General features: G+C 40.5%; 23 protein-coding genes and 1 tRNA gene. 13 read left to right on the forward strand and 11 right to left on the reverse strand.

The window, feature by feature from the left end:
• Positions 1-263: 263 nt before the first annotated feature.
• Positions 264-351 (reverse strand) — tRNA-Ser (locus tag GPL15_RS02525).
• A gap of 118 nt (positions 352-469) precedes the next feature.
• The gene (locus tag GPL15_RS02530; protein ID WP_215695669.1) at positions 470-1180 is read right to left on the reverse strand and encodes a lysophospholipid acyltransferase family protein; all 711 of its coding nucleotides are present in this window, start codon (positions 1178-1180) and stop codon (positions 470-472) included.
• Between the two features lie 161 nt (positions 1181-1341).
• Here GPL15_RS02530 and GPL15_RS02535 point away from each other — a divergent pair, with 161 nt between their 5' ends.
• From GPL15_RS02535 to GPL15_RS02550, 4 genes are all read left to right on the forward strand, one after another.
• Positions 1342-1713, forward strand: coding sequence for a GntR family transcriptional regulator (locus tag GPL15_RS02535; protein ID WP_215695671.1), 372 nt, complete (start codon positions 1342-1344; stop codon positions 1711-1713).
• On the forward strand, positions 1710-2408 hold the full coding sequence (locus GPL15_RS02540) for an ABC transporter ATP-binding protein (protein WP_215695673.1): 699 nt from the start codon (positions 1710-1712) through the stop codon (positions 2406-2408). The genes GPL15_RS02535 and GPL15_RS02540 overlap by 4 nt, the downstream gene beginning before the upstream one ends.
• Positions 2402-3205: a hypothetical protein gene (locus GPL15_RS02545; protein ID WP_215695675.1), complete on the forward strand. Its 804-nt coding sequence runs from the start codon at positions 2402-2404 to the stop codon at positions 3203-3205. The genes GPL15_RS02540 and GPL15_RS02545 overlap by 7 nt, the downstream gene beginning before the upstream one ends.
• Before the next feature lie 106 nt (positions 3206-3311).
• Positions 3312-3896, forward strand: coding sequence for a flavodoxin family protein (locus tag GPL15_RS02550; protein ID WP_215695677.1), 585 nt, complete (start codon positions 3312-3314; stop codon positions 3894-3896).
• Positions 3897-3945: 49 nt separating this feature from the next.
• Here the strand turns inward: GPL15_RS02550 and GPL15_RS02555 are convergent, their stop codons facing one another.
• The 8 genes from GPL15_RS02555 to dnaA all read right to left on the reverse strand — a co-directional run bounded on the left by GPL15_RS02555 (position 3946) and on the right by dnaA (position 13987).
• A complete protein-coding gene (locus GPL15_RS02555) occupies positions 3946-4287 on the reverse strand; it encodes an NUDIX hydrolase (RefSeq protein ID WP_215695707.1) in 342 nt (113 codons plus the stop codon).
• A 3-nt stretch (positions 4288-4290) separates the two neighbouring features.
• Positions 4291-5058 (reverse strand): MmcQ/YjbR family DNA-binding protein, encoded by a 768-nt coding sequence (locus tag GPL15_RS02560; protein ID WP_215695679.1) that lies wholly within the window; start codon positions 5056-5058, stop codon positions 4291-4293.
• A 251-nt stretch (positions 5059-5309) separates the two neighbouring features.
• The gene (gene gyrA, locus GPL15_RS02565) at positions 5310-7847 is read right to left on the reverse strand and encodes a DNA gyrase subunit A (RefSeq protein WP_215695681.1); all 2538 of its coding nucleotides are present in this window, start codon (positions 7845-7847) and stop codon (positions 5310-5312) included.
• Between the two features lie 129 nt (positions 7848-7976).
• Positions 7977-9890 (reverse strand): DNA topoisomerase (ATP-hydrolyzing) subunit B, encoded by a 1914-nt coding sequence (gene gyrB, locus GPL15_RS02570; RefSeq protein ID WP_215695683.1) that lies wholly within the window; start codon positions 9888-9890, stop codon positions 7977-7979.
• A 10-nt stretch (positions 9891-9900) separates the two neighbouring features.
• Entirely contained in the window at positions 9901-10986 is a 1086-nt protein-coding gene (recF, locus tag GPL15_RS02575; RefSeq protein ID WP_215695685.1) for a DNA replication/repair protein RecF, read from the reverse strand.
• An 11-nt stretch (positions 10987-10997) separates the two neighbouring features.
• The gene (locus tag GPL15_RS02580) at positions 10998-11207 is read right to left on the reverse strand and encodes an RNA-binding S4 domain-containing protein (RefSeq protein ID WP_215695687.1); all 210 of its coding nucleotides are present in this window, start codon (positions 11205-11207) and stop codon (positions 10998-11000) included.
• Positions 11208-11223: 16 nt separating this feature from the next.
• On the reverse strand, positions 11224-12348 hold the full coding sequence (dnaN, locus tag GPL15_RS02585; protein WP_215695690.1) for a DNA polymerase III subunit beta: 1125 nt from the start codon (positions 12346-12348) through the stop codon (positions 11224-11226).
• Between the two features lie 268 nt (positions 12349-12616).
• On the reverse strand, positions 12617-13987 hold the full coding sequence (dnaA, locus tag GPL15_RS02590) for a chromosomal replication initiator protein DnaA (protein ID WP_215695692.1): 1371 nt from the start codon (positions 13985-13987) through the stop codon (positions 12617-12619).
• Positions 13988-14450: 463 nt separating this feature from the next.
• Between dnaA and GPL15_RS02595 the strand changes: the two genes are divergently transcribed.
• The 9 genes from GPL15_RS02595 (at position 14451) to rsmG (ending at position 22763) form a co-directional block, all read left to right on the forward strand.
• Positions 14451-15089 (forward strand): ECF transporter S component, encoded by a 639-nt coding sequence (locus GPL15_RS02595; protein WP_215695694.1) that lies wholly within the window; start codon positions 14451-14453, stop codon positions 15087-15089.
• A 205-nt stretch (positions 15090-15294) separates the two neighbouring features.
• A complete protein-coding gene (gene rpmH, locus GPL15_RS02600; protein ID WP_039891277.1) occupies positions 15295-15429 on the forward strand; it encodes a 50S ribosomal protein L34 in 135 nt (44 codons plus the stop codon).
• Between the two features lie 98 nt (positions 15430-15527).
• Positions 15528-15872, forward strand: coding sequence for a ribonuclease P protein component (gene rnpA / locus GPL15_RS02605; RefSeq protein ID WP_215695696.1), 345 nt, complete (start codon positions 15528-15530; stop codon positions 15870-15872).
• Between the two features lie 4 nt (positions 15873-15876).
• Complete coding sequence (gene yidD / locus GPL15_RS02610) at positions 15877-16092, forward strand: membrane protein insertion efficiency factor YidD (RefSeq protein ID WP_103228417.1); 216 nt, start codon at positions 15877-15879, stop codon at positions 16090-16092.
• A gap of 45 nt (positions 16093-16137) precedes the next feature.
• Positions 16138-17439: a membrane protein insertase YidC gene (yidC, locus tag GPL15_RS02615; protein WP_252198052.1), complete on the forward strand. Its 1302-nt coding sequence runs from the start codon at positions 16138-16140 to the stop codon at positions 17437-17439.
• Between the two features lie 14 nt (positions 17440-17453).
• Entirely contained in the window at positions 17454-18404 is a 951-nt protein-coding gene (gene jag, locus GPL15_RS02620; protein ID WP_215695697.1) for an RNA-binding cell elongation regulator Jag/EloR, read from the forward strand.
• Between the two features lie 86 nt (positions 18405-18490).
• Entirely contained in the window at positions 18491-19867 is a 1377-nt protein-coding gene (gene mnmE, locus GPL15_RS02625; RefSeq protein ID WP_215695699.1) for a tRNA uridine-5-carboxymethylaminomethyl(34) synthesis GTPase MnmE, read from the forward strand.
• A gap of 13 nt (positions 19868-19880) precedes the next feature.
• Entirely contained in the window at positions 19881-21749 is a 1869-nt protein-coding gene (gene mnmG / locus GPL15_RS02630) for a tRNA uridine-5-carboxymethylaminomethyl(34) synthesis enzyme MnmG (RefSeq protein WP_215695701.1), read from the forward strand.
• 285 nt (positions 21750-22034) lie between these two features.
• Positions 22035-22763, forward strand: coding sequence for a 16S rRNA (guanine(527)-N(7))-methyltransferase RsmG (gene rsmG, locus GPL15_RS02635; protein ID WP_215695703.1), 729 nt, complete (start codon positions 22035-22037; stop codon positions 22761-22763).
• A 261-nt stretch (positions 22764-23024) separates the two neighbouring features.
• Here rsmG and GPL15_RS02640 read toward each other — a convergent pair whose 3' ends face one another.
• The gene (locus tag GPL15_RS02640) at positions 23025-23498 is read right to left on the reverse strand and encodes a DUF4624 family lipoprotein (protein WP_215695705.1); all 474 of its coding nucleotides are present in this window, start codon (positions 23496-23498) and stop codon (positions 23025-23027) included.
• Positions 23499-24176: the final 678 nt, after the last annotated feature.

The raw sequence follows: 24176 nt of genomic DNA on the forward strand, positions 1-24176 counted from the left end.
TAGAATTTTCAGGGTTTTACATACTGTTCAATCTTTAATTATCAAGGTTCATTCTGTGTTGTTGTTTTCAACAGCAACTCAATTAGTATATCATGTCGAAATGTGTTTGTCAACAACTTTTTAAATCTTTTTTTCAAACTCGTTTGCCGCATTCAGCAGCGGAGTTTATATTATCATATCTGACAGAAGTTGTCAATCACTTTTTTGTATTATTTTGTCTAAAAGTTTTTAACGTCTTCTTTGTTATGTTTCTTTTTAAAAAGCGGAGAAAGAGGGATTTGAACCCTCGCGCCGGTTGCCCGACCTACACCCTTAGCAGGGGCGCCTCTTCGGCCTCTTGAGTATTTCTCCGTAGTTTTAAAATGAGTTCATAACTCGATATGATTGTCTGAATCTATTACTTTTTCAGACGCATTGACAATTATACTAGAGAAGACAAGCATTGTCAACCCGTTTTTGTAATTTTTTTTCACATATTCTTATTGATTTCATTTTGAATACTGTTATGTACTATATCTGCTATTTGTTTTGTTTTTAATCCCATATATTGTTCCGGATAAATAGGCGGAAGATAGCGTACTTTTACATTTACCTTATTAATAGAAGGAATATCAAATGGTTTATAGCAGTCAATCAGAGCTACCGGAACAATCGGACATCTGGCATTTACTGCACTTTTAAATGTCCCTCCTTTAAAATCCAGAATGCTGTTTTCCTGTTTGCTTCTGGTTCCCTCTGCGAAAATCACATAGTTACGGCCTTGTTTCACTTCTTCTGTCATCTTATTAATTATGGTAAGGGAGGAGCGGATATCTTTCCTGTCGATTGCCATACCCCTTAACAGTTCAATAACCTGTTTCACTAATATAATATTAGAAGCCTCTTTTTTTACGACGACACCAAATGGTTTAGGGCAGGTATCTATAATGGCCAGCATATCAAATAATCCCTGATGATTTGGAAAAAATATAAATCCGTTTTCTTTTGGTATATTTTCTTCTCCGCTGCCCTCTACTGCCACTCTTCCTGATTTGTTGACCCGTTTTACAATTGTTCTCAGATAATTATATCGTTCCTCTTCTGTATGGGGATCTTTTGGACGGCCTAATTTCCATATATGATACATCCATCCCGGAACTCTTATAATATTTCTAATTACCATCAGCATAATTCTTTTCATATTTTAGTCTCATTTCTGTTCATTATATTTATTATACTGCGATAAGCCAGGTAATTCAATTTATTATGACCATGAATGTAAGAAATTAGTAATTGACTTTTGTAACATTTAGGTATATTATTGTATTAAGTAAGTAGTACAATAATACAGGAGGTGACAATATGCCATGGTCATTTGAAAGTGATCGTCCCATTTATACACAGCTATTAGAGAAAATAAGGCTTAATATTATCTCCGGGACTTATCCAATCGGCAGTAAGCTGCCGTCTGTCAGAGATTTAGCAGCGGAAGCTGCTGTTAATCCTAATACAATGCAGAAAGCGCTGGCGGAACTGGAACGGAGTGGATTAATTTACTCACAACGGACCTCAGGAAGATATGTTACGGAGGATGCAGGTATGATTCAGAAAATAAAAGAGGACATGGCTCAGGAAAAAATCGAAGAATTTATGAAACTCATGAAGCAGATCGGTTTTGAACCTGAGGAGATTTGTATTTTAATTGAAAAGACAATAAAGGAGGGGAAATTATGAGTCCCATATTCGAATGCAGCCATTTGACTAAGTGGTTTGGATCTACAAGAGCTTTATATGACCTCAGTTTAGAAGTGGAACCGGGAAGGATTGTCGGGCTTTTGGGGCCAAATGGAAGCGGAAAATCAACTTTATTAAAGATGGCCAATGGATTGCTGGTTCCAAAAAGCGGAAGTATTAATGTCTGCGGACTTCCGGTGGGCTTGGAAACAAAATCTCATATCTCCTATCTTCCGGATAAGAATTATCTGAATAACTGGATGACAATTACACAGTTAATCGATATGTTTCATGATTTTTACAGCGATTTTGACAGGAATAAGGCGTATGAGATGCTGCAGAGGCTTGATATCAACGCAAAAGACTGCATGAAGACTATGTCCAAGGGAACGAAAGAAAAGGTTCAGCTCATTTTGGTCATGAGCAGAAAAGCGGATCTCTATCTGTTAGATGAGCCGATCGGCGGAGTGGACCCGGCTACAAGGGATTATATATTGAACACCATTATTTCAAATTATAATGAAGATGGTTCTGTTATTATTTCTACTCATCTCATTTCAGACATTGAACAAGTGCTGGATGATGTTATTTTTCTTAAAGAAGGGGAATTGGCGCTCTATTCTACCGTAGATGATATCCGTGTGAAATATGGAAAGTCTGTGGATGCGCTTTTCAGGGAGGTGTTCAGATGTTAAGTAAATTAATGAAACAGGACTATTTGTCCACGAGACGATTATTTTTTCCGTCTTATCTTGTTTTTATCATTATATCTGTGTTAAATAAAATTTTGCTGGAAGTGGCCTATACTACGGCCCAGCCGAAAGATGCGCTTGAAATTATTTCTGTTATAGGTTTAACTCTTTATGTAATCTCAATTGTTGCATTATTCGTTGTGACTTATGTTTTTATATGTATGCATTTTTACCGGACGATGTCGGGAGAACAGGGGTATTTGACCCATACGCTTCCAGTCAAAACCAGAACTGTTATTAACTCTAAACTTTTTAACTCGGTTATCTGGCAGATTGGTACATTTGTATTGGTTATGCTGTCATTGCTTCTGCTTTTAGCGGGTGAATTGGATGGACTGGATTTTCAGAGTATTTTTTCACATTATAAACATTTTGTTGAAACCAATATGTATATGAGTGTTGGCGCATTCAACGTTGAAATAATTATTACCTGTTTTATCAGCCTGTTCAGTTCTTCTCTCATGTTTTACTGTTCAATCGCCATTGGGCATCTCTTTAATAAGCATAAAGTTGGCGGAGCTGTGATCGCATATATTGGCATTTATATGATTCTTCAAATGCTGGGAACCATATTGATGTTTATGAGCGGATTCCTAACCATTATTAATGGGGATGCTGCAGATTTCTATTATGTTTATAATAGAATAATGATTTATTCAATTATCATGAGTATTATAACAACAGTTATTATGTATTTTGTTACGGAATATATTTTCAGAAAAAGATTAAATATGGAGTAATGGATCGGGGATGCGTATTGCATCCCTGTTTTTAACTTGTTTAAATGAATTTGAAAATATATAATAATACAAAACAGGTTATTTTTCTACAGAAAGGAACGAAATTATGAAAAAGATATTAGCCATTTCCGGAGGAGGAAGACCAAATGGAAACACGGCTCAGCTTGTCAAAGAATTTGTAAAGGGGACCTTGGATGCGGGGCATAAAACTGAAGTCATACCTTTAAATAAAATACAGGTTAACGGCTGTATCGGGTGTAATGCCTGTCGGTATGGAAAACCTTGTGTGCAAAAAGATGATTTTAATGATCTTGTTCCTAAAATTAAGGAGGCTGATTTAATCGTATTCGCTTCACCATTGTATTTTTGGACCATATCTTCTAAGATTAAGGCATTTATTGAACGTTTTTACTGTATAGCAGAACAAGATCCGAATCCCCCCTTAGGAAGATATGAAAAATATCCTATACATGACTGTGCTCTTCTTATGACATCCGCAGATAATTATTTCTGGACTTTTGAGCAGGTGGTTTCTTACTATAAGTTCACTCTGATAAATTATATTGGATTTCACGATAAAGGTATGTTATTGGCCGGAGGCTGCGGAGATACCAATGGGAAACCTCAGATCGGGCAAACCGGTTATTTAAAGGAGGCATATGAGTTCGGTAGAAATTTATATGCTGAATGATCAAATTTTATCTAAAAAATGAAATCAGCCGTCTTTACCGATTGTAATATTAGGGTAATGGCGGCAGATATCCTTTCTGAGAAAAATAATTTGAATATCTCTTTTTCTGCCCGTCTATTATTTTATCTGAATTTATAAATTCTATAAATTCCTGTTCTGTTATCCATTGATAAGAAACAGTTTCTCCTTCCTGGATGATTATATGATTCTTTTCACAGGAAGTTATACATAAGAAATTATAATATATGCATCTGTTGTCATCACATATGTATTTTCCGATCTCTTCGAAATGATCTTCTGAAATGCCTGTTTCCTCTAATAATTCTCTTTTAACACATGCATATTTATCTTCGCCTTTCAGGGCAGATCCGCCTGCTGTCGCCGCTTCCAGGCATCATTCATGATACAATTCCTCTATCCTGCACTTTAAACTGTTTGGCATGCTGCGCGGCCCCCGCACAGCGTTGACCCCATATTCTTTCAGCATTTTAAAATCAATTATTATATCATCATATCGTTTTATAAGCTGCAGCCGCATTACCTTGCTCATGCTTACATTTTTATCTGAATATTCATAGGGAATATCTGTTTCAACCGCTCTGCACATATATTTGACTGCAGATACTGGGGAGGCAACATAAATATATACCTTGTCGCCAACACATATTTTATTGCTCTGTTTCCAGGTAAAGATGCCGTCTTTGCTTTCCTTTAAAGCGGATTCAATGTCATAAAATTTAGGGTTTGCCGGAACAATCCATTCTGTATTTCTTATAACTGATTTTTTAGAGGACTTTTTATTGGTCAGTTCATGGCTGATATCCAGAAGTAATTCAATTTTATCCATGGGAACAGTACCGTCAAGGAGAACGGTCAGCCAGTTTCCTTTATGCATGTGATAGCCGGGCAGAATCCCTTTTTCCTGGAGAAATGAGCCAGCTAAAACAGGGTCTGCCTTAACATCCAGTATATCAACGAACTCCCCGCCTTCCAGGCCCAGTTTATTCTTTGGTACATTCATGATAACAGCGTACCATTTTTTGTTGTTGCTGTGTCTCAGAACCACATATTCAGGATATTTTGCCCACAAACGTTCCGGCTCTGTCTGATACTGTTTCGCCGCAGTCTCAATCACTTTGTTTCTATAGGAAACACTCTCCATTTTCTGACGCCCCTCTCCTTCTATTTTTCATTACCAATGGCCAAATTTTTTTATTATTTTATTTAAATCAATCTCAACTATCTGTATCTGCATCCTTTATGAATATCATACAACATATTGCCGGTAAACGTATCCAGATAATTGAAAATAATATTTAAATGAATACAGAATAATTAAAATTGGTAATAGCCCGGACCTGTCTGAACTTTTACTAAAATTGAAAAGGGGATGCGGTATGCATCCCCTAAACTCTATGATTCAGTTTCTACGTCTGAACTGTCGTTTTCTTCAACATCTCCATCAGATTCTTCTGACATTTCTTCCGTTTCTTCATCCTTATTGCCGTTGTCTCTTACTTTGGCAATACTGGCTACGGTAATATCAGAATTTGCGTCAATATTCATCAGTTTTACGCCTGACGTATTGCGTCCTATGATTGAAATGTCGCTGACTGAAATTCTTATAATAATTCCTTCTGTAGTAATTAACATAATATCGTGGTCATCGTGAACCAATTTAGCGCCTACAATATCACCTGTTTTATCGACGATCTTGTAGCAGCGAACGCCTTTTCCGCCGCGCTTCTGAGGTGTAAATTCATCAATGTTTGTGCGTTTGCCCATGCCGTTGGCTGATACGATAAGCAGGTATTCACCCTGGGTATCCACCTGCATTCCCACGATTTCGTCGCCATCATCCAGTTTCATGCCTATTACGCCCATGGATACACGGCCTGTAACTCTGACGTCGGTTTCTTCGAAACGGATACACTGGCCTTTTTTGGTGACCATGAAAATGTCTTTCTGGTTATCGGTAGCCTTAACTTCAATCAGCTCGTCATTTTCACGGAGAACAATGGCTTGGAGACCGTTTTTGCGGACATTTTCGTATTCTTTCATCGGTGTTTTCTTCACCATGCCGTTTTTGGTGGCCATGAACAGGTATTTGTCGTCATCATATTCTTTCATGGGAATGATGGCTGTTATCTTCTCGCCCGGAAGGAGCTGAAGAAGGTTTATGATGGCTGTTCCTCTGGCTGTACGGCCGGCCTCTGGTATCGCATAGGCCTTCAGGCGGTATACACGGCCCGTATTGGTGAAGAACATGATATAGTGGTGGGTGGTGGTCAGGAAGAGGTCTTCGATATAATCTTCTTCGATGGTCTGCATTCCTTTAATTCCCTTGCCGCCCCGGTTCTGGCTCTTGAAATTGTCAACGGACATTCTCTTGATATAACCCAGATTGGTCATGGTGATAATGGCCTCTTCATCAGGAATGAGGTCTTCCATGGACATATCAAATTCATCAAATCCGATGGCAGTTCTTCTGTCATCTCCATATTTATCGGAAATCAACTGGATTTCGTCTTTAATTACGCCTAGTAACAGATTCTCATCTCCTAAAATGCTCTTTAAGTATGCGATGCGCTCCATGAGATCCTTGTATTCATTTTCCAGTTTTTCGCGTTCCAAACCGGTCAGAGCGCGCAGACGCATATCTACAATGGCCTGGGCCTGAGGATCGCTCAGTGAAAAACGCTCCATCAACTGCATTTTTGCATCCTGGACATTGGAGGAACCGCGGATAATTTTGATCACTTCATCAATATGGTCAAGGGCGATCAACAGTCCTTCCAAGATATGGGCGCGCTCTTCAGCTTTGTTCAGTTCGTATTTTGTCCTTCTGGTTACAACATCCTTTTGATGGTCTAAGTAATAATTGAGCATCTGAACCAGGTTTAACACACGCGGTTCATTGTTTACCAGAGCCAGCATGATTACTCCAAATGTATCCTGAAGCTGGGTATGTTTAAGGAGCTGGTTTAAAATGACATTGGCGTTGACATCACGGCGGAGTTCAATGACGATTCTCATACCTGTTCTGTCAGATTCATCACGCAGGTCTGTGATTCCGTCAACCTTTTTTTCCTTAACCAGATCGGCAATTTTTTCGATTAAGCGGGCTTTGTTTACCATGTATGGGAGTTCCGTTGCGATGATACGGCTTTTTCCATTTGGCATGGTTTCAATATTGGTCACTGCGCGGACACGGATTTTGCCGCGGCCGGTGCGGTATGCTTCTTCAATTCCCATTTTTCCAAGAATCGTGGCTCCGGTTGGGAAATCAGGCCCTTTTATGATTTCAAGCAGTTCTTCCATATCGGTTTCACGGCCTTCATTTATGTGGTTATCAATGATTTTTACCACTGCCGCAATGACCTCCCGCAGGTTATGAGGAGGTATATTGGTGGCCATGCCTACTGCGATTCCCGATGTTCCGTTTACCAGCAGATTTGGATATCTGGATGGAAGCACTACCGGTTCTTTTTCCGTTTCATCGAAGTTGGGGGTGAAATCTACGGTATCTTTATTGATATCGGCTGTCATCTCCATGGAGATTTTGCTCAAACGGGCTTCTGTATAACGCATGGCCGCAGCCCCGTCGCCGTCCACAGAACCGAAGTTTCCGTGGCCATCAACCAGAGGATAGCGGGTGGACCATTCCTGGGCCATATTTACCAACGCGCCGTAGATGGAGCTGTCGCCATGAGGATGGTATTTACCCATGGTATCACCGACGATACGGGCACATTTACGGTGTGGTTTGTCCGGACCGTTGTTTAACTCGATCATAGAAAATAAGATTCTTCTCTGTACCGGCTTTAAACCGTCCCTTACATCAGGCAGAGCCCTGGATGCAATTACACTCATGGCATAGTCAATGTATGATGTTTCCATGGTCTTTTTTAAGTCTATGTCATGAACTTTATCAAAGATATTTGGTTCCATTATTTTCCTCCATTTTTATTTTTTTATATCGATGACCTGGCCATTTAAGTTAAAGCGTGAAGGCATTTTCCAAAATGCCTTCACGTTCGATTTTAAAAAGCAAGGCTGAGGTCAGATATAAAAAATGAATTAGATATCCAGGTTCTGTACGTACTTGGCATTTGCTTCAATAAACTCACGTCTCGGCTCTACCTGGTCACCCATCAGGGTTGTAAAGGTTAAATCGATCTCGGAAGTAGTCTCCTCATCCATGGTTACACGAAGTAAAATACGGCGTTCCGGATCCATGGTGGTTTCCCAAAGCTGCTCTGCGTCCATCTCTCCAAGACCTTTATAACGCTGGATCTTGTTGTTGGTATCACGTCCCACTTCACTGAGGATGGAATTGAGCTCTTCATCGCTGTATGCATACCAGACTTTTTTGTTCTTTTCCAGCTTGTATAACGGCGGCTGGGCCAGGTATACATGGCCTTGTTTGATCAGTTCCGGCATAAAACGGTAAAGGAACGTTAAAAGCAGGGTACTGATATGTGCTCCATCCACATCGGCATCGGTCATGATAATGATCTTGTGGTATCTGAGTTTTGAGATGTCAAAGTCCTCATGGATTCCTGTACCGAAAGCGGTGATCATGGCTTTAATCTCCGCATTGGCATAAATCTTATCCAGTCTGGCTTTTTCTACGTTTAAAATCTTTCCGCGGAGGGGAAGGATCGCCTGGGTATTTCTGGAACGTGCGGTCTTTGCGGAACCGCCTGCGGAATCTCCCTCTACGATGTAAATTTCACATTTTTCCGGGTTCTTATCGGAACAGTCCGCAAGTTTTCCCGGAAGGGCCATTCCTTCCAATGCCGTCTTCCTTCTTGTTAAATCCCTGGCTTTTCTGGCGGCCGCCCTTGCTCTCTGGGCCAGAATGGATTTTTCACACATGGCCTTTGCAACAGACGGATTCTGCTCCAGGAAATAGGTGAGCTGCTCGCTGACAATGTTGTCAACCGCTCCTCTGGCCTCGCTGTTGCCCAATTTTTGTTTTGTCTGTCCTTCAAACTGGGGATCTTCAATTTTTACGCTGATGATGGCAGTTAAGCCTTCACGGATATCTTCACCGCTTAAATTCGCTTCGTTATCTTTTAAAAGCTTGTTTTTACGGGCATAATCGTTAAATGTTTTGGTCAGGGCATTCTTAAATCCGGCCAGGTGGGTTCCGCCTTCCGGTGTATTGATGTTGTTTACAAAACTGTATACATTTTCAGTATAAGAATCATTGTGCTGCATGGAAACTTCAACAACGATTCCATCTTTGATACCCTCACAATAAATAACATCATTGTACAGAGGTGTTTTTCCTTTATTCAGATAGCTGATAAATTCCTTTATACCGCCTTCATAATGAAACTGTTTTTCCTGTTTTTCTTCCCTGTCGTCGCGAAGGATGATTTTAAGCGCCTTGGTTAAGAATGCGGTTTCACGCAGACGGATCTTTAAATCATTATAATCGAATACGGTTTCATCGAATATCTCTTTATCAGGAAGGAAGGTTACTTCAGTACCGTGTTTATCTTCCGGACAATCTCCTATCACTTTCAGAGGGTACATGGCTTTGCCCCTCTCATATCTCTGCTGATAAACTTTTCCTTCTGAATATATCTTTACTTCCAGCCATTCGGATAAAGCGTTAACAACGGATGCGCCCACGCCGTGAAGTCCGCCGGAGACTTTATATCCCCCGCCGCCGAACTTACCGCCGGCATGAAGTATGGTAAATACAACTTCAACCGCAGGGATACCGGCTTTCTTTTGGATCCCAACAGGGATGCCGCGTCCATTGTCTTTGACTGTGACGGAATTATCATGGTTGATCTGCACGTCAATCTCTGTACAGAATCCGGCCAGAGCTTCATCTACCGCGTTATCTACGATCTCATATACCAGGTGGTGAAGTCCTCTTGATGAAGTACTACCTATATACATACCCGGCCTTTTCCTAACCGCTTCCAGTCCCTCCAATATTTGGATTTGATCTGCTCCATATTCAGCACTCATAAGTTTCCTCCTAATTTTCGCTTAATATTGTTCCATTGATTACCTTAAATATCTTATCGATCTTAAAACGGTTATTAATAAAATCTTCCAGTCCGGTACAGGTAATCATGGTCTGTATATGATTGATTACGGATAATAGATGATTCTGACGGCTGCCGTCCAATTCCGACAACACATCATCCAATAAAAGAATCGGATAATCATGTACCATTCGTTTTACAAGTTCTATTTCCGCCAGCTTCAATGACAGGGCTGCGGTCCTCTGCTGGCCCTGAGAACCGAATTTGCGGATGTCAATTCCATTTACATAAAAACTGATGTCATCCCGGTGGGGGCCCGTAAGGGTGGTTTTCTGCTTAATATCCTGAAAACGGCTTTTCTTCAATGCCTGCTCAAACTGGTCAGGCGTAACGTTGGGATCGTACCGGATATCAAGTTTTTCTTTATCTCCCGACAATTGGAAATGGATTTCTTTTATGATCTCATTGAGCCGGTCGATAAATTCTCTGCGGTAATTGATTACCTCTCTGCCGTATGAAACCAGCTGCATATCCCAAATGTCCAGGGTTTCTTCATATTCCGGTTTGAATGCAAGCTCCTTTAAAAGCTTGTTCCTTTGAATGACAATATGGTTGTACTGGACTAATGCATGGACATACAGCTTGTTGAGCTGGCATAATTCAAGGTCGATAAATCGCCTTCTTTCAGAGGGCCCGTTTTTGATCAGATTTAAATCTTCGGGCGAAAAAAACACCACGTTCACGATACCGAATAATTCGCTTGCCTTACGTATGGGAATCCCATTGACAGCGACTCCCTTTGCCTTGTTTTTCTTTAAATGCATATCTATCCGGTACGGAACGTCGTTTTTTCTCAGATTCAGTTTTATATGGGATTCATCCCTCTCAAACTGGATGATATCCTTGTCTTTGCTCCCGCGGTGGGACTTGGTGGTGCAGGCCATGTAAATGGCCTCCAGCACATTTGTCTTTCCCTGAGCGTTATCACCATATAGGATATTGGTTCCCTGACTAAAATCCATATGTAGTTCATCATAGTTTCTATAATTCTTTAACTCTACAGATTCAATAATCATGGAACATTCCCTTATGCTTCAATCTTTATAGTATTGCCGTCAAATGTTACCAAATCGCCGTCTCTCAGCTTTTTGCCTCTCTGGTATTCTACTTCTCCATTCACTTTTACCAGGCCGTCCTCAATGGCAAATTTCGCGTCAACCCCTGATTCTACCAGGTTTGCGGCCTTTAAGGCCTGGCCAAGCTTTATATACTCGTCCCTTAATTTAATCACTTCCATAGATGCCTCCTGAGCGCTAATCGTTGTACTCTGACTGGTTAAAGTTAACCGGTAATATGAGGTAGATATAATTTTCATCGTCATCTTTGATATAGCATGGCGCCTTTGGATTCATCATATAGATGGTCACTTCTTCATCATCAATAATGCGCAGCGCGTCGACCAGGAATTTTGGATTAAATCCGATCATCATGTCTTTGCCGTATTTATGGATCAATACTTCTGCATTCATATATCCATAGACAGTTTTCAGGCTCAGTTTCATAACGCTGTCTGAAATCTTCAGGATAATCGGCTTTTTGTCGCTTTCACGGATCAAAATGCTGGCTCTCTCGATGGAATCCAACAGCTCTTTTCGGTTGATATTGAGTTTTGTTTCGTAATCGTTGGACAGCATCTGGTTGATCTTGAAATATTCCCCTTCGATCAGACGGGAAACCACAATCGTTTCATCGAACTGGAACAAAATGTGGTTATTGCTGAAGAATAACAGAACCTCGGAATCATTGTCCCCATTTAAAATCTTGCTGATCTCGCTCAGGGTTTTGCCTGGAACAATCACTTTTCTGGATTCGTAGCTGTCCTTTAAGATGATTTTGCGGATGGAAATACGATGGCCATCCAAAGAGGTCAGTTTCAGTTCGTTGTCATTGACTTCGAACAAAACGCCGGTCATCATCTTATTACTATCATTGACAGAAATGGAAAAAATAGTCTGCCTGATCACTTCTTTTAATGTAAATTGGGAAAGGCTGATGTAATGGTCCCTTTCTATATAAGGAAGGTAGGAATATCCTTCGGCGCTTTGTCCCTGTATATTGAACACGGAATTATCGCAGGTGATGATCACCCTTAAATCTTTATCGCTTTCGATGGTCACCACCGCATCCCCTCCCGGGAGTTTGCGGATGATCTCAGAAAAGAGCTTGGATTCAAGAGCCAGTTTTCCACGTTCCTCGATCACGCCTTCTACTTTTGTTTCAATTCCCAGTTCCATATCGTTACCGGTCAGTTTGATCTCTGTTCCGCTGGCATCGATTAAGATGCATTCCAGAATAGGGAGTGTTGTTTTAGAAGGGACTGCTTTCAGAACAATGTTTATACCATTAAGAAGGTCGTCTTTTTTGAATGTAAGCTTCATGTTTGTTGATAACTCCTTTTCGTTTTTTGGTCATGTAAAAAAGTAATATATAGAATAGATTTCCGTAGCATTCGTAGTAGGGGGTGTGAGTTTGTGTATAAACTTAAAATCCCTTTAAAATAAAAGGTTTGTGAGGGGCTGGCCATGTTTAAAGGTATGTGAATAAGTATCAAATTAATTAAGAATAACTTTGAAGTTATCCACATATGATTTAGTGGCCACGATTTACACATTTTTATCCACATGAAACCCACAGGAATTCCACAGCCTATTGTGGACTGATTTTCTTCTTCAGTATATCAATTGTATTCTTGAGTGTATCATTTTTTGCTATATCAGCGGCTATTTTTTCGGAGCCGTGGATAATGGTGGTATGATCACGCCCTCCAAGGGATTTACCGATGGACTGAAGAGCGACGGAGGTCATATTGCGGCAGAGGTACATGACGATCTGGCGCGGATAAACGATCTCTTTATTCCTCTTTTGGGAATAAATATCAAGCGGAGTTAAACCAAAATGGTCGGCTACGATCTGAACAATGAGTTCCGGAGTGATTTCCCGGTTGCTGTTGGGGGAAATAATATCTTTTAGGGCTAATTCCGCCAGTTCAATATTAATTTCTTTATTATTATCAAGTTTGGAGAGGGCTACGATTTTGGTCAGGGCGCCTTCTAACTCACGGATATTGGATTTAATATTGGTGGCGATATACTTGATCACTTCGTTATCGATATTATAGCCTTCCAGTTCCTCTTTTTTACGTAAAATGGCCATCCTCGTCTCATAATCCGGGGACTGGATGTCCACAGTAAGACCCCATTCAAAACGTGAACGAAGCCGTTCCTCCAGAGTTTCGATATCTTTCGGCGGTTTATCGGAAGATATGATGATCTGTTTTTTTGCTTCGTACAGAGTGTTGAAGGTGTGGAAAAATTCTTCCTGGGTACTCTCTTTACCGATGATGAACTGGATATCATCGATTAAAAGAACATCGTTGTTGCGGTATTTTTCCCTGAATTCAGTTGTGGATATGTTGTTTTTGTTACGGATCGCATCGATCAGTTCGTTTGTAAATTTCTCGGAAGTTACGTATAAAATCTTGGCTTTCGGATTATTCTTTAATATAAAGTGGGCGATGGAATGCATCAGGTGGGTTTTTCCAAGTCCCACGCCTCCGTAAATGAAAAGGGGGTTGTAAATCTCGCCGGGAGATTCGGCAACGGCCAATGCTGCGGCATGTGCTAAGTTGTTGTTGGCGCCGACTACGAAGGTATCAAATGTATATCTTGGGTTTAAATTGGCATTCTGAATAGCAGTAGGGCTGACATCAACCGTCTTTGTATTGATCAGGATTTTGTTGTTTTCCGGCTTTGGCTGGATCAGTTCTTCTGAAATGATATCGATCTCGCAGCTGATTCCGGTCACTTCCGCAACGGCAATCTGCAGGAGCACGCTGTACTTTTTATTAATATAGCTGATCATGTTTGCATCGGAAGCCAGGATCTTTAAAACGTTGTTTTCTAAGTCATAGGGCTTTAGCGGAAGAAGCCATGTCTTGAAGGATATGTCTATAATATCGTATTCTTCTTTTAAATACTGAAGGATTTCGTCCCATTTCTTTTTTATTTCATCAATCATGTCAACTCTCCTAAACTGTAATAAAAGGTAAAATCGCACATTTACCCAATCTAAATCCATTGTATACTAAATCCAATATTTTTTCAATGTTTATAAAAAAATATTGTGGATAACTATGTGAAATCCATGGGGAAATATTGTGTAAACCATGTGGAGTAACAATAAATGGAAAAGTTATCAACATTATCCTCAAATAGTCGGAAATATTGATGTTTTCGTTGCTTTGTGAATAAAAATGCCACTTATTCAGAATATTATCCACAACTTATCAACATTTTGGGGATAACATTATGTAAATTAATCCATTATCCACAACATAAAGGGTGGATGATTGTATTTTTGGTGATAACGGGAAATTAATTGTCCGGAATCATTGACATGGATTCAGAAAGTTTCTATAATTTGCCTGTGGCTATATTATTGCATTGTATCTTTTTTAAAGAACAGTAGCAGGAGGAAAAAAATGAATAGTTTGGAAAAAACCCGTAACATGGTAATGACGGCTGTATTTACGGCTATCATCATCATCATGGCTTTTGTGCCTTTCCTGGGGTATATTCCGCTGGGATTCATGAATGCGACCATCATTCACATACCCGTCATTGTCGGAGCCATATTGCTTGGACCGAAAAGTGGCGCGTTCCTTGGTCTTGTATTCGGACTCACCAGTATGTGGAAAAGTACAACGGCTCCCATCGTTACTTCCTTTGTTTTTTCACCATTTACAAACGTGAGCATCAATGGTGTCAGCTTTGTAAATATTGTGGGAAGTACGATCATACCTTTGGTTCCGAGAATTTTGATCGGAGTGGCTGCATATTACGTATATGAAGCCCTGATGAAAATATGGAACCATAAAAAGCAGCACCTGGCGCTGATCGGGGCAGGGGTTGCCGGTTCATTGACGAATACTTTGCTGGTTATGAATTTTATTTATCTTTTCTTCGGAGGGCGGTATGCCGAAGCTTCGGGAAAAGCGTTTAAGGGATTGTATATGGTGATCCTTGGGGTGATCTGTATGAACGGAATTCCGGAGGCATTATTGGCCGGAATCCTGACAATGGCCATCGCAAGAGCTTTATTTAAAGTGAAACAATCGTAAGAGGATACTAAATCTTGTAATTCATAATATAGCACATACATATTGTAGGGGGTGGTAAATTTACCATCCCCTTTTTTTACTTTTATACTTGACGAAGCGGCTTGTTTTCTATATAATTGAGTGGATGTTTAATTAAAATAGTCTAAATGTGTTTAATTCAAATTACATTGATTTAGATAACTAGAGTTAGAGGAGGTGCACAGATATGAAAATGACATTTCAGCCTAAAAACAGACAGAGATCAAAAGTTCATGGTTTCAGAGCTAGAATGAGTACTCCGGGCGGAAGAAAAGTATTAGCTTCCAGAAGAGCAAAAGGTAGAGCAAAATTATCAGCTTAATGAACCAAGGCCGCAAGTGATTGTGGCCTTTTTTTGACATAAGAGAATCGGAACCATTCCGGTTCTCATTGTCTTCTATCATTATTTTGGAGGACGATTTGAAACATTTTAATTCGATCAAGAAAAATAGCGATTTTCAGAAGGTTTATAAAACCGGGAAATCCTATGCAAACAAATTATTAATCATGTACGTGAAAGAAAACGGCGGGGAACAGAACAGAATTGGAATATCCGTCAGTAAAAAGGTTGGAAACAGCGTAGTCAGGCACCATATCACCAGATTAATAAGAGAAATATTTCGTCTGAATGAAAACATGTTAGAGACTGGGTTAGACATCGTAGTGGTTGCCAGACCGGCGGCTAAAGAATCAGATTTCAAATCAATCGAGAGTGCATATCTGCACCTATGCGGACTTCATAACATTAAAAAAGAATCGAAGTGATCTTATGATTAAAAAAATACTCATATTGATGATCAGGTTTTATCAGATATTCCTGTCACCTTTAAAAGTAAGAACTCACTGTATTTATACACCTACGTGTTCTCAATACGCCATTGAGGCGCTTCAAAAGTATGGTGTATTAAAAGGTACATGGTTGGCTGTAAAGAGGATACTCAGGTGTCACCCTTGGGCCGAAGGCGGTTATGATCCTGTCCCGTAGAATATTTTCACAGTCCGGCTGTGAATCATTTGAGGAGGTAGTTCATTGGATTTCTTAGTATTGACTAAAACAGGAGGCTTTTTATTAGGGCCCATTGCTAATGTTTTAGGTGTCATCATGGATGCATTATTCCGTTTTACCAGTATTTTTGGCGTGATGAACATCGGTTTGTGTATTATTTTATTTACAATTGTTATTAAGCTGATCATGTTCCCCCTTACCCTGAAACAGCAGAAATCAAGTAAGCTGATGGCTGTTATGCAGCCGGAAATCCAGGCAATCCAGAAGAAATATAAGGGAAAAAATGATCAGGATTCCATGATGAAGATGAACGTGGAAACAAAGGCGGTTTATGAGAAGTACGGAACTTCCATGACAGGCGGATGTCTGCAGCTTATCATCCAGATGCCGATCCTGTTCGCGTTGTACCGTGTTATTTATAATATCCCGGCCTATGTAGAATCCGTTAAGATGTATTTTGGCCAGGTTGTTACGGCAATCAGCGGAGTTGACAGCTTATCTAATTTAGCAGAAGGAGCAGCAACCAATCTTGTGAATTTTGCTAACGCCAACAACATTCCTTTAACCGGAATGAACGCCATTGGCGACCTGACAGGTGTTACAGGCGATGCTCTCGGCAATAAGATGATCGATATCTTATATAAATTAAACCCGGCTCAGTGGGTCGCACTGGCAAATGATCCTACATTCCATTCTGCAGCGGATGTGATCAATACCAACGCTGCCCAGATTGAAAGCATGAACTCTTTCCTGGGAATTAACCTGGCGACTTCTCCGTGGACAGGCTTTGTTCCTACGCTTGCATGGCTGATCCCGGTTCTGGCCGGTTTGACGCAGTGGTACAGTACAAAACTCATGACTTCCACTCAGACCATGAGCGAAGATACTCCTGGAGCCCAGTCCATGAAAACCATGAATACGATGATGCCTCTTATGTCGGCATTTTTCTGTTTTACATTCCCGGCCGCTATCGGTATCTACTGGGTAGCCAGCAGTGCTGTTCAGGTTGTACAGCAGCTGGCAGTTAACTCTTATCTGAATAAAGTTGATATGGATGAGATGATCGCCAAGAATGTGGAAAAAGCCAATAAGAAACGGGCGAAACAGGGACTTCCGCCTGCGAAGGTTGCCCAGAATGCTACAGCAAATTTGAAGACCCTTCAGGCTCAGGCTGAAAAAGAAGAAGCTGAGAGAATGAAAAAGATTGAAAAGACCCAGGAAATAGTAAAGGAATCCACCAATTATTATAATCAGAATGCAAAGCCCGGCAGTCTGGCTGCCAAGGCTAATATGGTTCAGAAGTATAATGAGAAGCACAACAAATAAGGAGGGGGTCCGGTATGAATAAAACAATTACAGTTCATGCAAAGACTGTAGATGAAGCGATTACTAAAGCAGCAATTGAACTTGGAACTGCCAGCGATAATATTCATTATGATATTATTGAAAAGGGAAGTACAGGCTTATTTGGTTTTATAGGTGCTAAGGACGCTGTTATAAGTGCAAGAGTTTTAGAACCGGAAGAGAGAGCTGAGAAAGAGGCCGCTAAGGTTTCAGCAAAGCAGGAAACGAAGGCGGTTGTAAAAGAAGAGAAGAAATCATTTGTAAAAGAAGAGAAAAAGACTGCCGTTAAGGAAAGTGCAAAGGCTGAGAAAAAATTTGAGAAGAGAGCTGAGAAAGCTGAGAAAAAACCTGAGGCTGTAAAACCTGAAGTTAAGAAAACGGCTGTTAAAGAAACGGTTGTTAAAGAATCAGCTGGGAATGTATTGGCTTCTAATAATACAGCGGCAAAAGAAGGCTTGGATCCTGCCGGCAGCGCGGTGAAATTCTTGAAGGACACATTTGCTGCCATGGGCATGGAAGTTCAAATTGATGCTTTGTACAATGAAGGCGACAGAGAATTGACTGTCAATATGGCAGGAGACGACATGGGGATTCTGATCGGTAAGAGAGGACAGACCCTGGATTCCCTTCAGTATCTGGTAAGCCTTGTTGTTAACAAGGAAAATGAAGGATATGTGAGAGTAAAGCTGGATACGGAAAACTACCGTGAGAGAAGGAAAGAAACTCTGGAAACCTTAGCGAAGAATATTGCGTATAAGGTAAAGAGGACAAAACGGTCCGTATCTTTAGAGCCGATGAATCCTTATGAGAGAAGAATCATTCACTCAGCGCTTCAGAGTGACCGTTATGTGGTTACCAGAAGTGAAGGAGAGGAACCGTTCAGACACGTTGTTATCTCTTTAAAGAGGGAAAACAGCAAAAAGGAAAGATATAATTCTGAAAAATAAAACCGAGGGTTTGGGATGTTTTATGGCATGTGTGCCGGACACCTCAAGCCCTTTGTTTCATTCATTGAAAAGAAAAGGTTGAAGAGATGGTAAAATCAGATACGATTGCTGCGATTGGAACTGCGGTGAGCAGTTCGGGAATTGGAATTATCAGAATCAGCGGGCCGGAGACATTTGAAATAACAGACCGGATATTCAGGGCTAAGAATGGAAAGAAGATTGAGGAAGCAAAGTCCCATACCATTCATTATGGCCACATTTGTGATGGGGATGAAGTGATAGATGAAGTGCTTGTGATGGTCATGAAGGGGCCTCACAGCTATACTGCCGAAGATACGGTTGAGATCGACTGTCACGGCGGCGTATTAATGATGAAAAAGATTCTGGAGACGGTGATCAGGCATGGAGCCAGACCGGCGGAGCCAGGTGAATATACAAAGAGGGCATTTTTAAATGGAAGGATAGATCTTTCTCAGGCGGAAGCTGTCATTGATGTGATCAACGCTAAGAATCAATATGCATTGCAGAGTTCGGTCAGCCAGTTGAGCGGCGCAGTTTCTAAAAAGATAAAGGAACTGAGAGAGAAGATCATCTATCATATCGCTTATATTGAATCGGCGCTGGATGATCCGGAACATATCTCTTTAGACGGGTATTCAGAAGAGTTATCAGGCATGCTGGAACCGGTTCTTAACGAGCTGGAAAAATTGGTTGCCTCTTCAGATAATGGGAAAGTGATGTCTGAGGGCATTAAAACGGTCATTCTGGGAAAACCCAACGCGGGCAAATCCTCTTTGATGAATGTGCTGGCAGGGGAGGAGCGGGCCATTGTTACGGATATAGCGGGAACGACCCGGGATACCCTGGAAGAGCATATCAGGATGCAGGGGATCAGCTTAAATGTGGTGGATACGGCAGGAATCAGGGATACTGAGGACGTGGTGGAGAAAATCGGCGTGAAAAAGGCCAAGTCTGCGGCTGATGAAGCGGATTTGATCATCTATGTGGTGGACGGCTCCTGTGAATTGGACGATAATGACCAAAAAATCATTGATTTAATCAGAAATAAGAAGTCCATTATTATATTGAACAAAACGGATCTCAATATGGTAATTTCAAAAGAGGAATTGGAGGAAAAGACAGGACAGAAGGTAATTCCCGTGTCGGCAAAGGAAGTGACAGGGATAGAAGAGCTGGAAAAAGAGATTAAATCCATGTTTTACCAGGGAGAGATCGATTTTAATGATGAGGTATATATTACCAATATCAGACATAAAAAAGCTTTGACAGATGCGCTGAACAGTCTTAATATGGTTCAGGAAAGCATTAATAATGGAATGCCGGAAGATTTTTATTCCATCGACCTGATGGATGCGTACGAAAGTTTAGGCAGCATCATCGGGGAAGCGGTGGAAGATGATCTGGTAAATGAGATTTTCAGCAAGTTCTGTATGGGAAAATAGGAAGGAATTAATTATGCCGAATCTGGAAGAAACATATGATATAGTAGTCGTCGGAGCGGGACATGCGGGATGCGAGGCCGCTTTGGCTGCAGCCAGGCTGGGGCTGGAAACCATTATGTTTACGGTGAGCGTTGACAGCATTGCCCTCATGCCCTGCAATCCTAATGTTGGAGGCAGCTCTAAGGGGCATTTGGTCAGGGAACTGGATGCCCTGGGCGGCGAAATGGGAAAAAATATAGATAAGACATTTATTCAGTCTAAAATGCTGAATGAATCAAAGGGGCCTGCGGTTCATTCCCTCAGGGCCCAGGCGGATAAACAGGAGTATTCCCGTGAGATGAGAAGGACGCTGGAGAATACGGACCATCTGACCATACGTCAGGCGGAAGTGTCTGATATCATAGTGGAGGACGGAAGAATAACTGGAGTCAAGACTTATTCAGGGGCTGTTTACCATGCGGGGGCCGTGGTTCTGGCCACCGGGACCTATTTGAAAGCCAGATGTATCTATGGGGATGTGAGCAATCCTACAGGGCCTAACGGGCTTCAGGCTGCCAACCATTTGACGGATTCTCTGAAAGAGCATGGAATTGAGATGTTCCGTTTTAAGACAGGGACGCCGGCCAGAGTGGATAAGAGAAGCATTGATTTTTCGAAGATGGAAGAACAGTTTGGGGATGAACGGGTTGTACCGTTTTCGTTCACCACCGATCCGGAATCGATACAGAAAGACCAGGTGTCCTGCTGGCTGACTTATACCAATGAAAAGACCCATGAGATCATCAGGGCCAATCTGGACCGCTCACCGTTATTTTCAGGAGCGATTGAAGGGACCGGACCGAGATACTGTCCGTCTATCGAGGACAAAGTGGTCAAATTCCCGGACAAAAACAGGCATCAGCTCTTTGTGGAGCCGGAAGGCCTTTATACCAATGAAATGTATCTGGGAGGAATGTCCAGTTCTCTGCCTGAGGATGTACAGTATGCAATGTACCGAACGGTTCCTGGACTTGAAAATGTCAAAATAGTTCGAAATGCATATGCAATTGAATATGATTGTATTAATTCCAGACAATTAAAGGCGACACTGGAATTTAAGAATATAGAAGGATTGTTCAGCGGCGGGCAGTTTAACGGAAGTTCAGGATATGAAGAAGCAGCCGTTCAGGGATTTATGGCAGGTGTAAATGCATCCATGAAAGTGCTTGGAAGAGAACCTTATGTGCTGGACCGTTCTCAGGCGTATATCGGTGTATTGATTGATGATCTTGTTACAAAAGAAAATCATGAACCTTATCGTATGATGACATCCAGGGCGGAATATCGTCTGCTGCTGCGTCAGGATAATGCGGATCTGAGATTGACTGAAATTGGCCACGATATGGGGCTGATCAGCGATGAAAGATATGAAAAACTCCTGGAAAAAGAGAAAATGATTGAAAAAGAGATTCATCGTTTGGAGCAGACGAATATAGGCGCAAATAAGGCTATACAGGAATTTTTGGAAAGAAATAACAGCACGTTATTAAAATCCGGCAGCACTTTAGCAGAGCTTGTAAAAAGGCCGGAGTTAGACTATAAAAAGCTGGCGGAGATAGACCCGGACAGAAGGGAACTGCCGGAAGATGTTATTGAACAGGTGAACATAAATCTAAAATATGAAGGATATATACGGCGGCAGAAACAGCAGGTGGCCCAGTTTAAAAAGTTAGAGAGCAAGAAGCTGGATGTTAATTTTGATTACAGTACGGTACAGGGATTGAGAAGGGAAGCAGTACAGAAGCTGAACGCTTATAAGCCGATGTCAGTGGGGCAGGCCGGAAGAATATCAGGGGTTTCTCCGGCGGATATATCTGTATTGATGGTGCATTTGTTCCACTAGATGATTAGATGGGAAATAGTGAGAAAAATATGCCATAAGGCATATTTTTCACTGTAGTTTGTGATGAAGCCACAAATTTGAATCACAGTTGAGAATTTCAAATTCTCAACATATGCCTACACAAAAAGCGCTATGACAGGGAAAGAAAGTGTGTGAAAAATAATCCTGATGGATTATATTTCACACCCAAATTTGTGCCGGAGCCACAAATTTGAATCATAGCTGAGAATCTGAAATTCTCAGCGCGCGCCTTCGCAAAAACTGCTCCGGCATGGAGGAGATTATATGAATGATCAATTTAACGAGTTGATGGAACATGGATTAAATGATTTGGGGTTGTCTTTGAGTGACGGACAATTACAACAGTTCTATGATTATTATCAACTGTTGGTTGAGTGGAATAAAGTGATGAATCTGACTGCGATTACTGAGTTAGATGAAGTGGTTACAAAACATTTTATAGATAGTTTATCGTTGATAAAGGCATTGGATGATTTGGGCGAAAGGGATAGGAAGGTAATTGATGTAGGCACGGGTGCCGGTTTTCCCGGCATACCCCTCAAGATTGCTTTCCCCGGATTGAAGATTACGCTTTTGGATTCTTTGAGTAAGAGAATAAAGTATTTGAATGAAGTGATCAATGTATTGGGGTTAGAGGATATTGAAACGATACACGGACGGGCGGAAGATTATGGACGTATGCCTTCATACAGAGAACAATACGATTTGTGTGTATCACGAGCCGTGGCCAATATTTCTACCTTATCTGAGTACTGTATGCCTTTTGTAAAGGTTGGGGGATATTTTATATCTTATAAGTCTGGTAAGATAGAAGAAGAGTTAAAGCAGGGTAAATCAGCGATTAAGTTGTTGAGTGGAAAGACAGAAGATGTTGTCGCTTTTTTACTTCCAGGAAGTGATGTTGAAAGGTCCTTTGTAAAGATAAGGAAGATTGAACCTATATCTAAGAAATATCCCAGGAAAGCGGGACTGCCTTCTAAGGAGCCGTTATAGAGATAGTAGTGGAGAGGTTGTAGTAAAGATTCGTGTAAGTTAATAGAAAAGGTAATAGTGATAGTAATAGTGATAATGATAGTATTAGTGGTGAATTAGTGGGAATGTTTCACGTGAAACATTCCCACTAATTTTTATGTTTATGGATAGTTTCGTATATAAAATAATATAGATATGCATGGCACAATTGAAAAACAGCAAAAGGGGTAATACGCCTTTTATCCAATAAGGTGAACTCAAACAGTTCGATAAACTGGAAGTTTATTTTGAAGGTCTTGACTTCTCATAAACCAATTCATTTTCAAAAGTAACTTTTACAACGGCATGATTTATTTTAGTTCCAGTAAACCGTACAACGTACTCTTTTTCTTTTTGTAGATTATTGAGCGAAACTGTAACGGTATCTCCACTGACGTTTTCATCCCATGTATTGCTCCATAAAACTTCGTCTGCATTTCTGTCTTTTATTTCCACAATACCACTTTCTCCATCCATTTGAAAATAAACCTCTGCGTCCATTGTTTCTATATCCTCAGATACACAAAATAGGCGTCCATTCTCAAACGGATCTGAATTACTGTAATTTGCATTCATTTCCATTTCAATAACAGTTTTATGTGTTTCCTCAGTATCTGATCCATTTGATTGATTAATATTGGCTTTTTGACACGCCATCAAGCTGACAACACTAATAATGCCAACTAAAAAAATAGTAAATTTTTTTGCGCTAGACATTTCTTTACCTCCTTCACAAACTTCGATTTGTTGGCACACCTTTTTCGTTTAAGGCAAATATTCGTGCTTCTTATACTCTAAATTTTAATGTTGAATCTGTCAAGTTGCTTCAGCAATTATTATATTGTACACTAAGTATTTATGGAATTAAGGCGGGAATCAGGCGGGATTTTGGCCAAGTCATGGTCTGTAAACATGTTGCATCGCAAGCTGGAAAGAGCCGATAAACGTCCAGGTCATCAGCTTTTCAGACCCGTTGTTTTTACATCAACCCAATAGTACAAACTGTATCAAACACTATTTTTTATGAGTAAAGACTGTAATTCTGGTTTTTAATAAAAGGTAATATTACTGATAATGGAGTATTAATAAAATGATATGTCATTGATAAAATAGCAGTAAAGGTATATTAATAATAAAATATTTGCAGTGGAATAATAAAGATGAATAATAGAGATGAAAAATAAAGATAAATGACAAAGATAAATGACAAAGATAAATGACAAAGATAAATGATAAAGATAAATGATAAAGATAAATGACAAAGATAAATGACAAAGATAAATGACAAAGATAAATGGCAAAGATAAATAGCAAAGATAAATAACAAAGATAAATGGATATGATAAATGGCAAAGATAAATACCAAAAATAAATACCAAAATAAATAATATAAAC

Origin of the sequence: Clostridium sp. MCC353 (assembly GCF_018785315.1) — a bacterium.
Classification (GTDB): domain Bacteria; phylum Bacillota; class Clostridia; order Lachnospirales; family Lachnospiraceae; genus CHH4-2.

Excerpts from the sequence above, each read along its gene's own strand:
- GPL15_RS02550 (WP_215695677.1), top strand. The coding sequence starts at position 3,312 with ATGAAAAAGATATTAGCCATTTCCGGAGGAGGAAGACCAAATGGAAAC.
- dnaA (WP_215695692.1), bottom strand. The coding sequence starts at position 13,987 with ATGATTGATGAAATAAAAAAGAAATGGGACGAAATCCTTCAGTATTTA.
- mnmG (WP_215695701.1), top strand. The coding sequence starts at position 19,881 with ATGCCGAATCTGGAAGAAACATATGATATAGTAGTCGTCGGAGCGGGA.
- mnmE (WP_215695699.1), top strand. The coding sequence starts at position 18,491 with ATGGTAAAATCAGATACGATTGCTGCGATTGGAACTGCGGTGAGCAGT.
- GPL15_RS02535 (WP_215695671.1), top strand. The coding sequence starts at position 1,342 with ATGCCATGGTCATTTGAAAGTGATCGTCCCATTTATACACAGCTATTA.
- rpmH (WP_039891277.1), top strand. The coding sequence starts at position 15,295 with ATGAAAATGACATTTCAGCCTAAAAACAGACAGAGATCAAAAGTTCAT.
- GPL15_RS02545 (WP_215695675.1), top strand. The coding sequence starts at position 2,402 with ATGTTAAGTAAATTAATGAAACAGGACTATTTGTCCACGAGACGATTA.
- GPL15_RS02540 (WP_215695673.1), top strand. The coding sequence starts at position 1,710 with ATGAGTCCCATATTCGAATGCAGCCATTTGACTAAGTGGTTTGGATCT.
- rsmG (WP_215695703.1), top strand. The coding sequence starts at position 22,035 with ATGAATGATCAATTTAACGAGTTGATGGAACATGGATTAAATGATTTG.
- jag (WP_215695697.1), top strand. The coding sequence starts at position 17,454 with ATGAATAAAACAATTACAGTTCATGCAAAGACTGTAGATGAAGCGATT.
- GPL15_RS02560 (WP_215695679.1), bottom strand. The coding sequence starts at position 5,058 with ATGGAGAGTGTTTCCTATAGAAACAAAGTGATTGAGACTGCGGCGAAA.
- yidD (WP_103228417.1), top strand. The coding sequence starts at position 15,877 with ATGATTAAAAAAATACTCATATTGATGATCAGGTTTTATCAGATATTC.
- GPL15_RS02640 (WP_215695705.1), bottom strand. The coding sequence starts at position 23,498 with ATGTCTAGCGCAAAAAAATTTACTATTTTTTTAGTTGGCATTATTAGT.
- gyrA (WP_215695681.1), bottom strand. The coding sequence starts at position 7,847 with ATGGAACCAAATATCTTTGATAAAGTTCATGACATAGACTTAAAAAAG.
- recF (WP_215695685.1), bottom strand. The coding sequence starts at position 10,986 with ATGATTATTGAATCTGTAGAGTTAAAGAATTATAGAAACTATGATGAA.
- GPL15_RS02530 (WP_215695669.1), bottom strand. The coding sequence starts at position 1,180 with ATGAAAAGAATTATGCTGATGGTAATTAGAAATATTATAAGAGTTCCG.
- GPL15_RS02580 (WP_215695687.1), bottom strand. The coding sequence starts at position 11,207 with ATGGAAGTGATTAAATTAAGGGACGAGTATATAAAGCTTGGCCAGGCC.
- dnaN (WP_215695690.1), bottom strand. The coding sequence starts at position 12,348 with ATGAAGCTTACATTCAAAAAAGACGACCTTCTTAATGGTATAAACATT.
- gyrB (WP_215695683.1), bottom strand. The coding sequence starts at position 9,890 with ATGAGTGCTGAATATGGAGCAGATCAAATCCAAATATTGGAGGGACTG.
- GPL15_RS02595 (WP_215695694.1), top strand. The coding sequence starts at position 14,451 with ATGAATAGTTTGGAAAAAACCCGTAACATGGTAATGACGGCTGTATTT.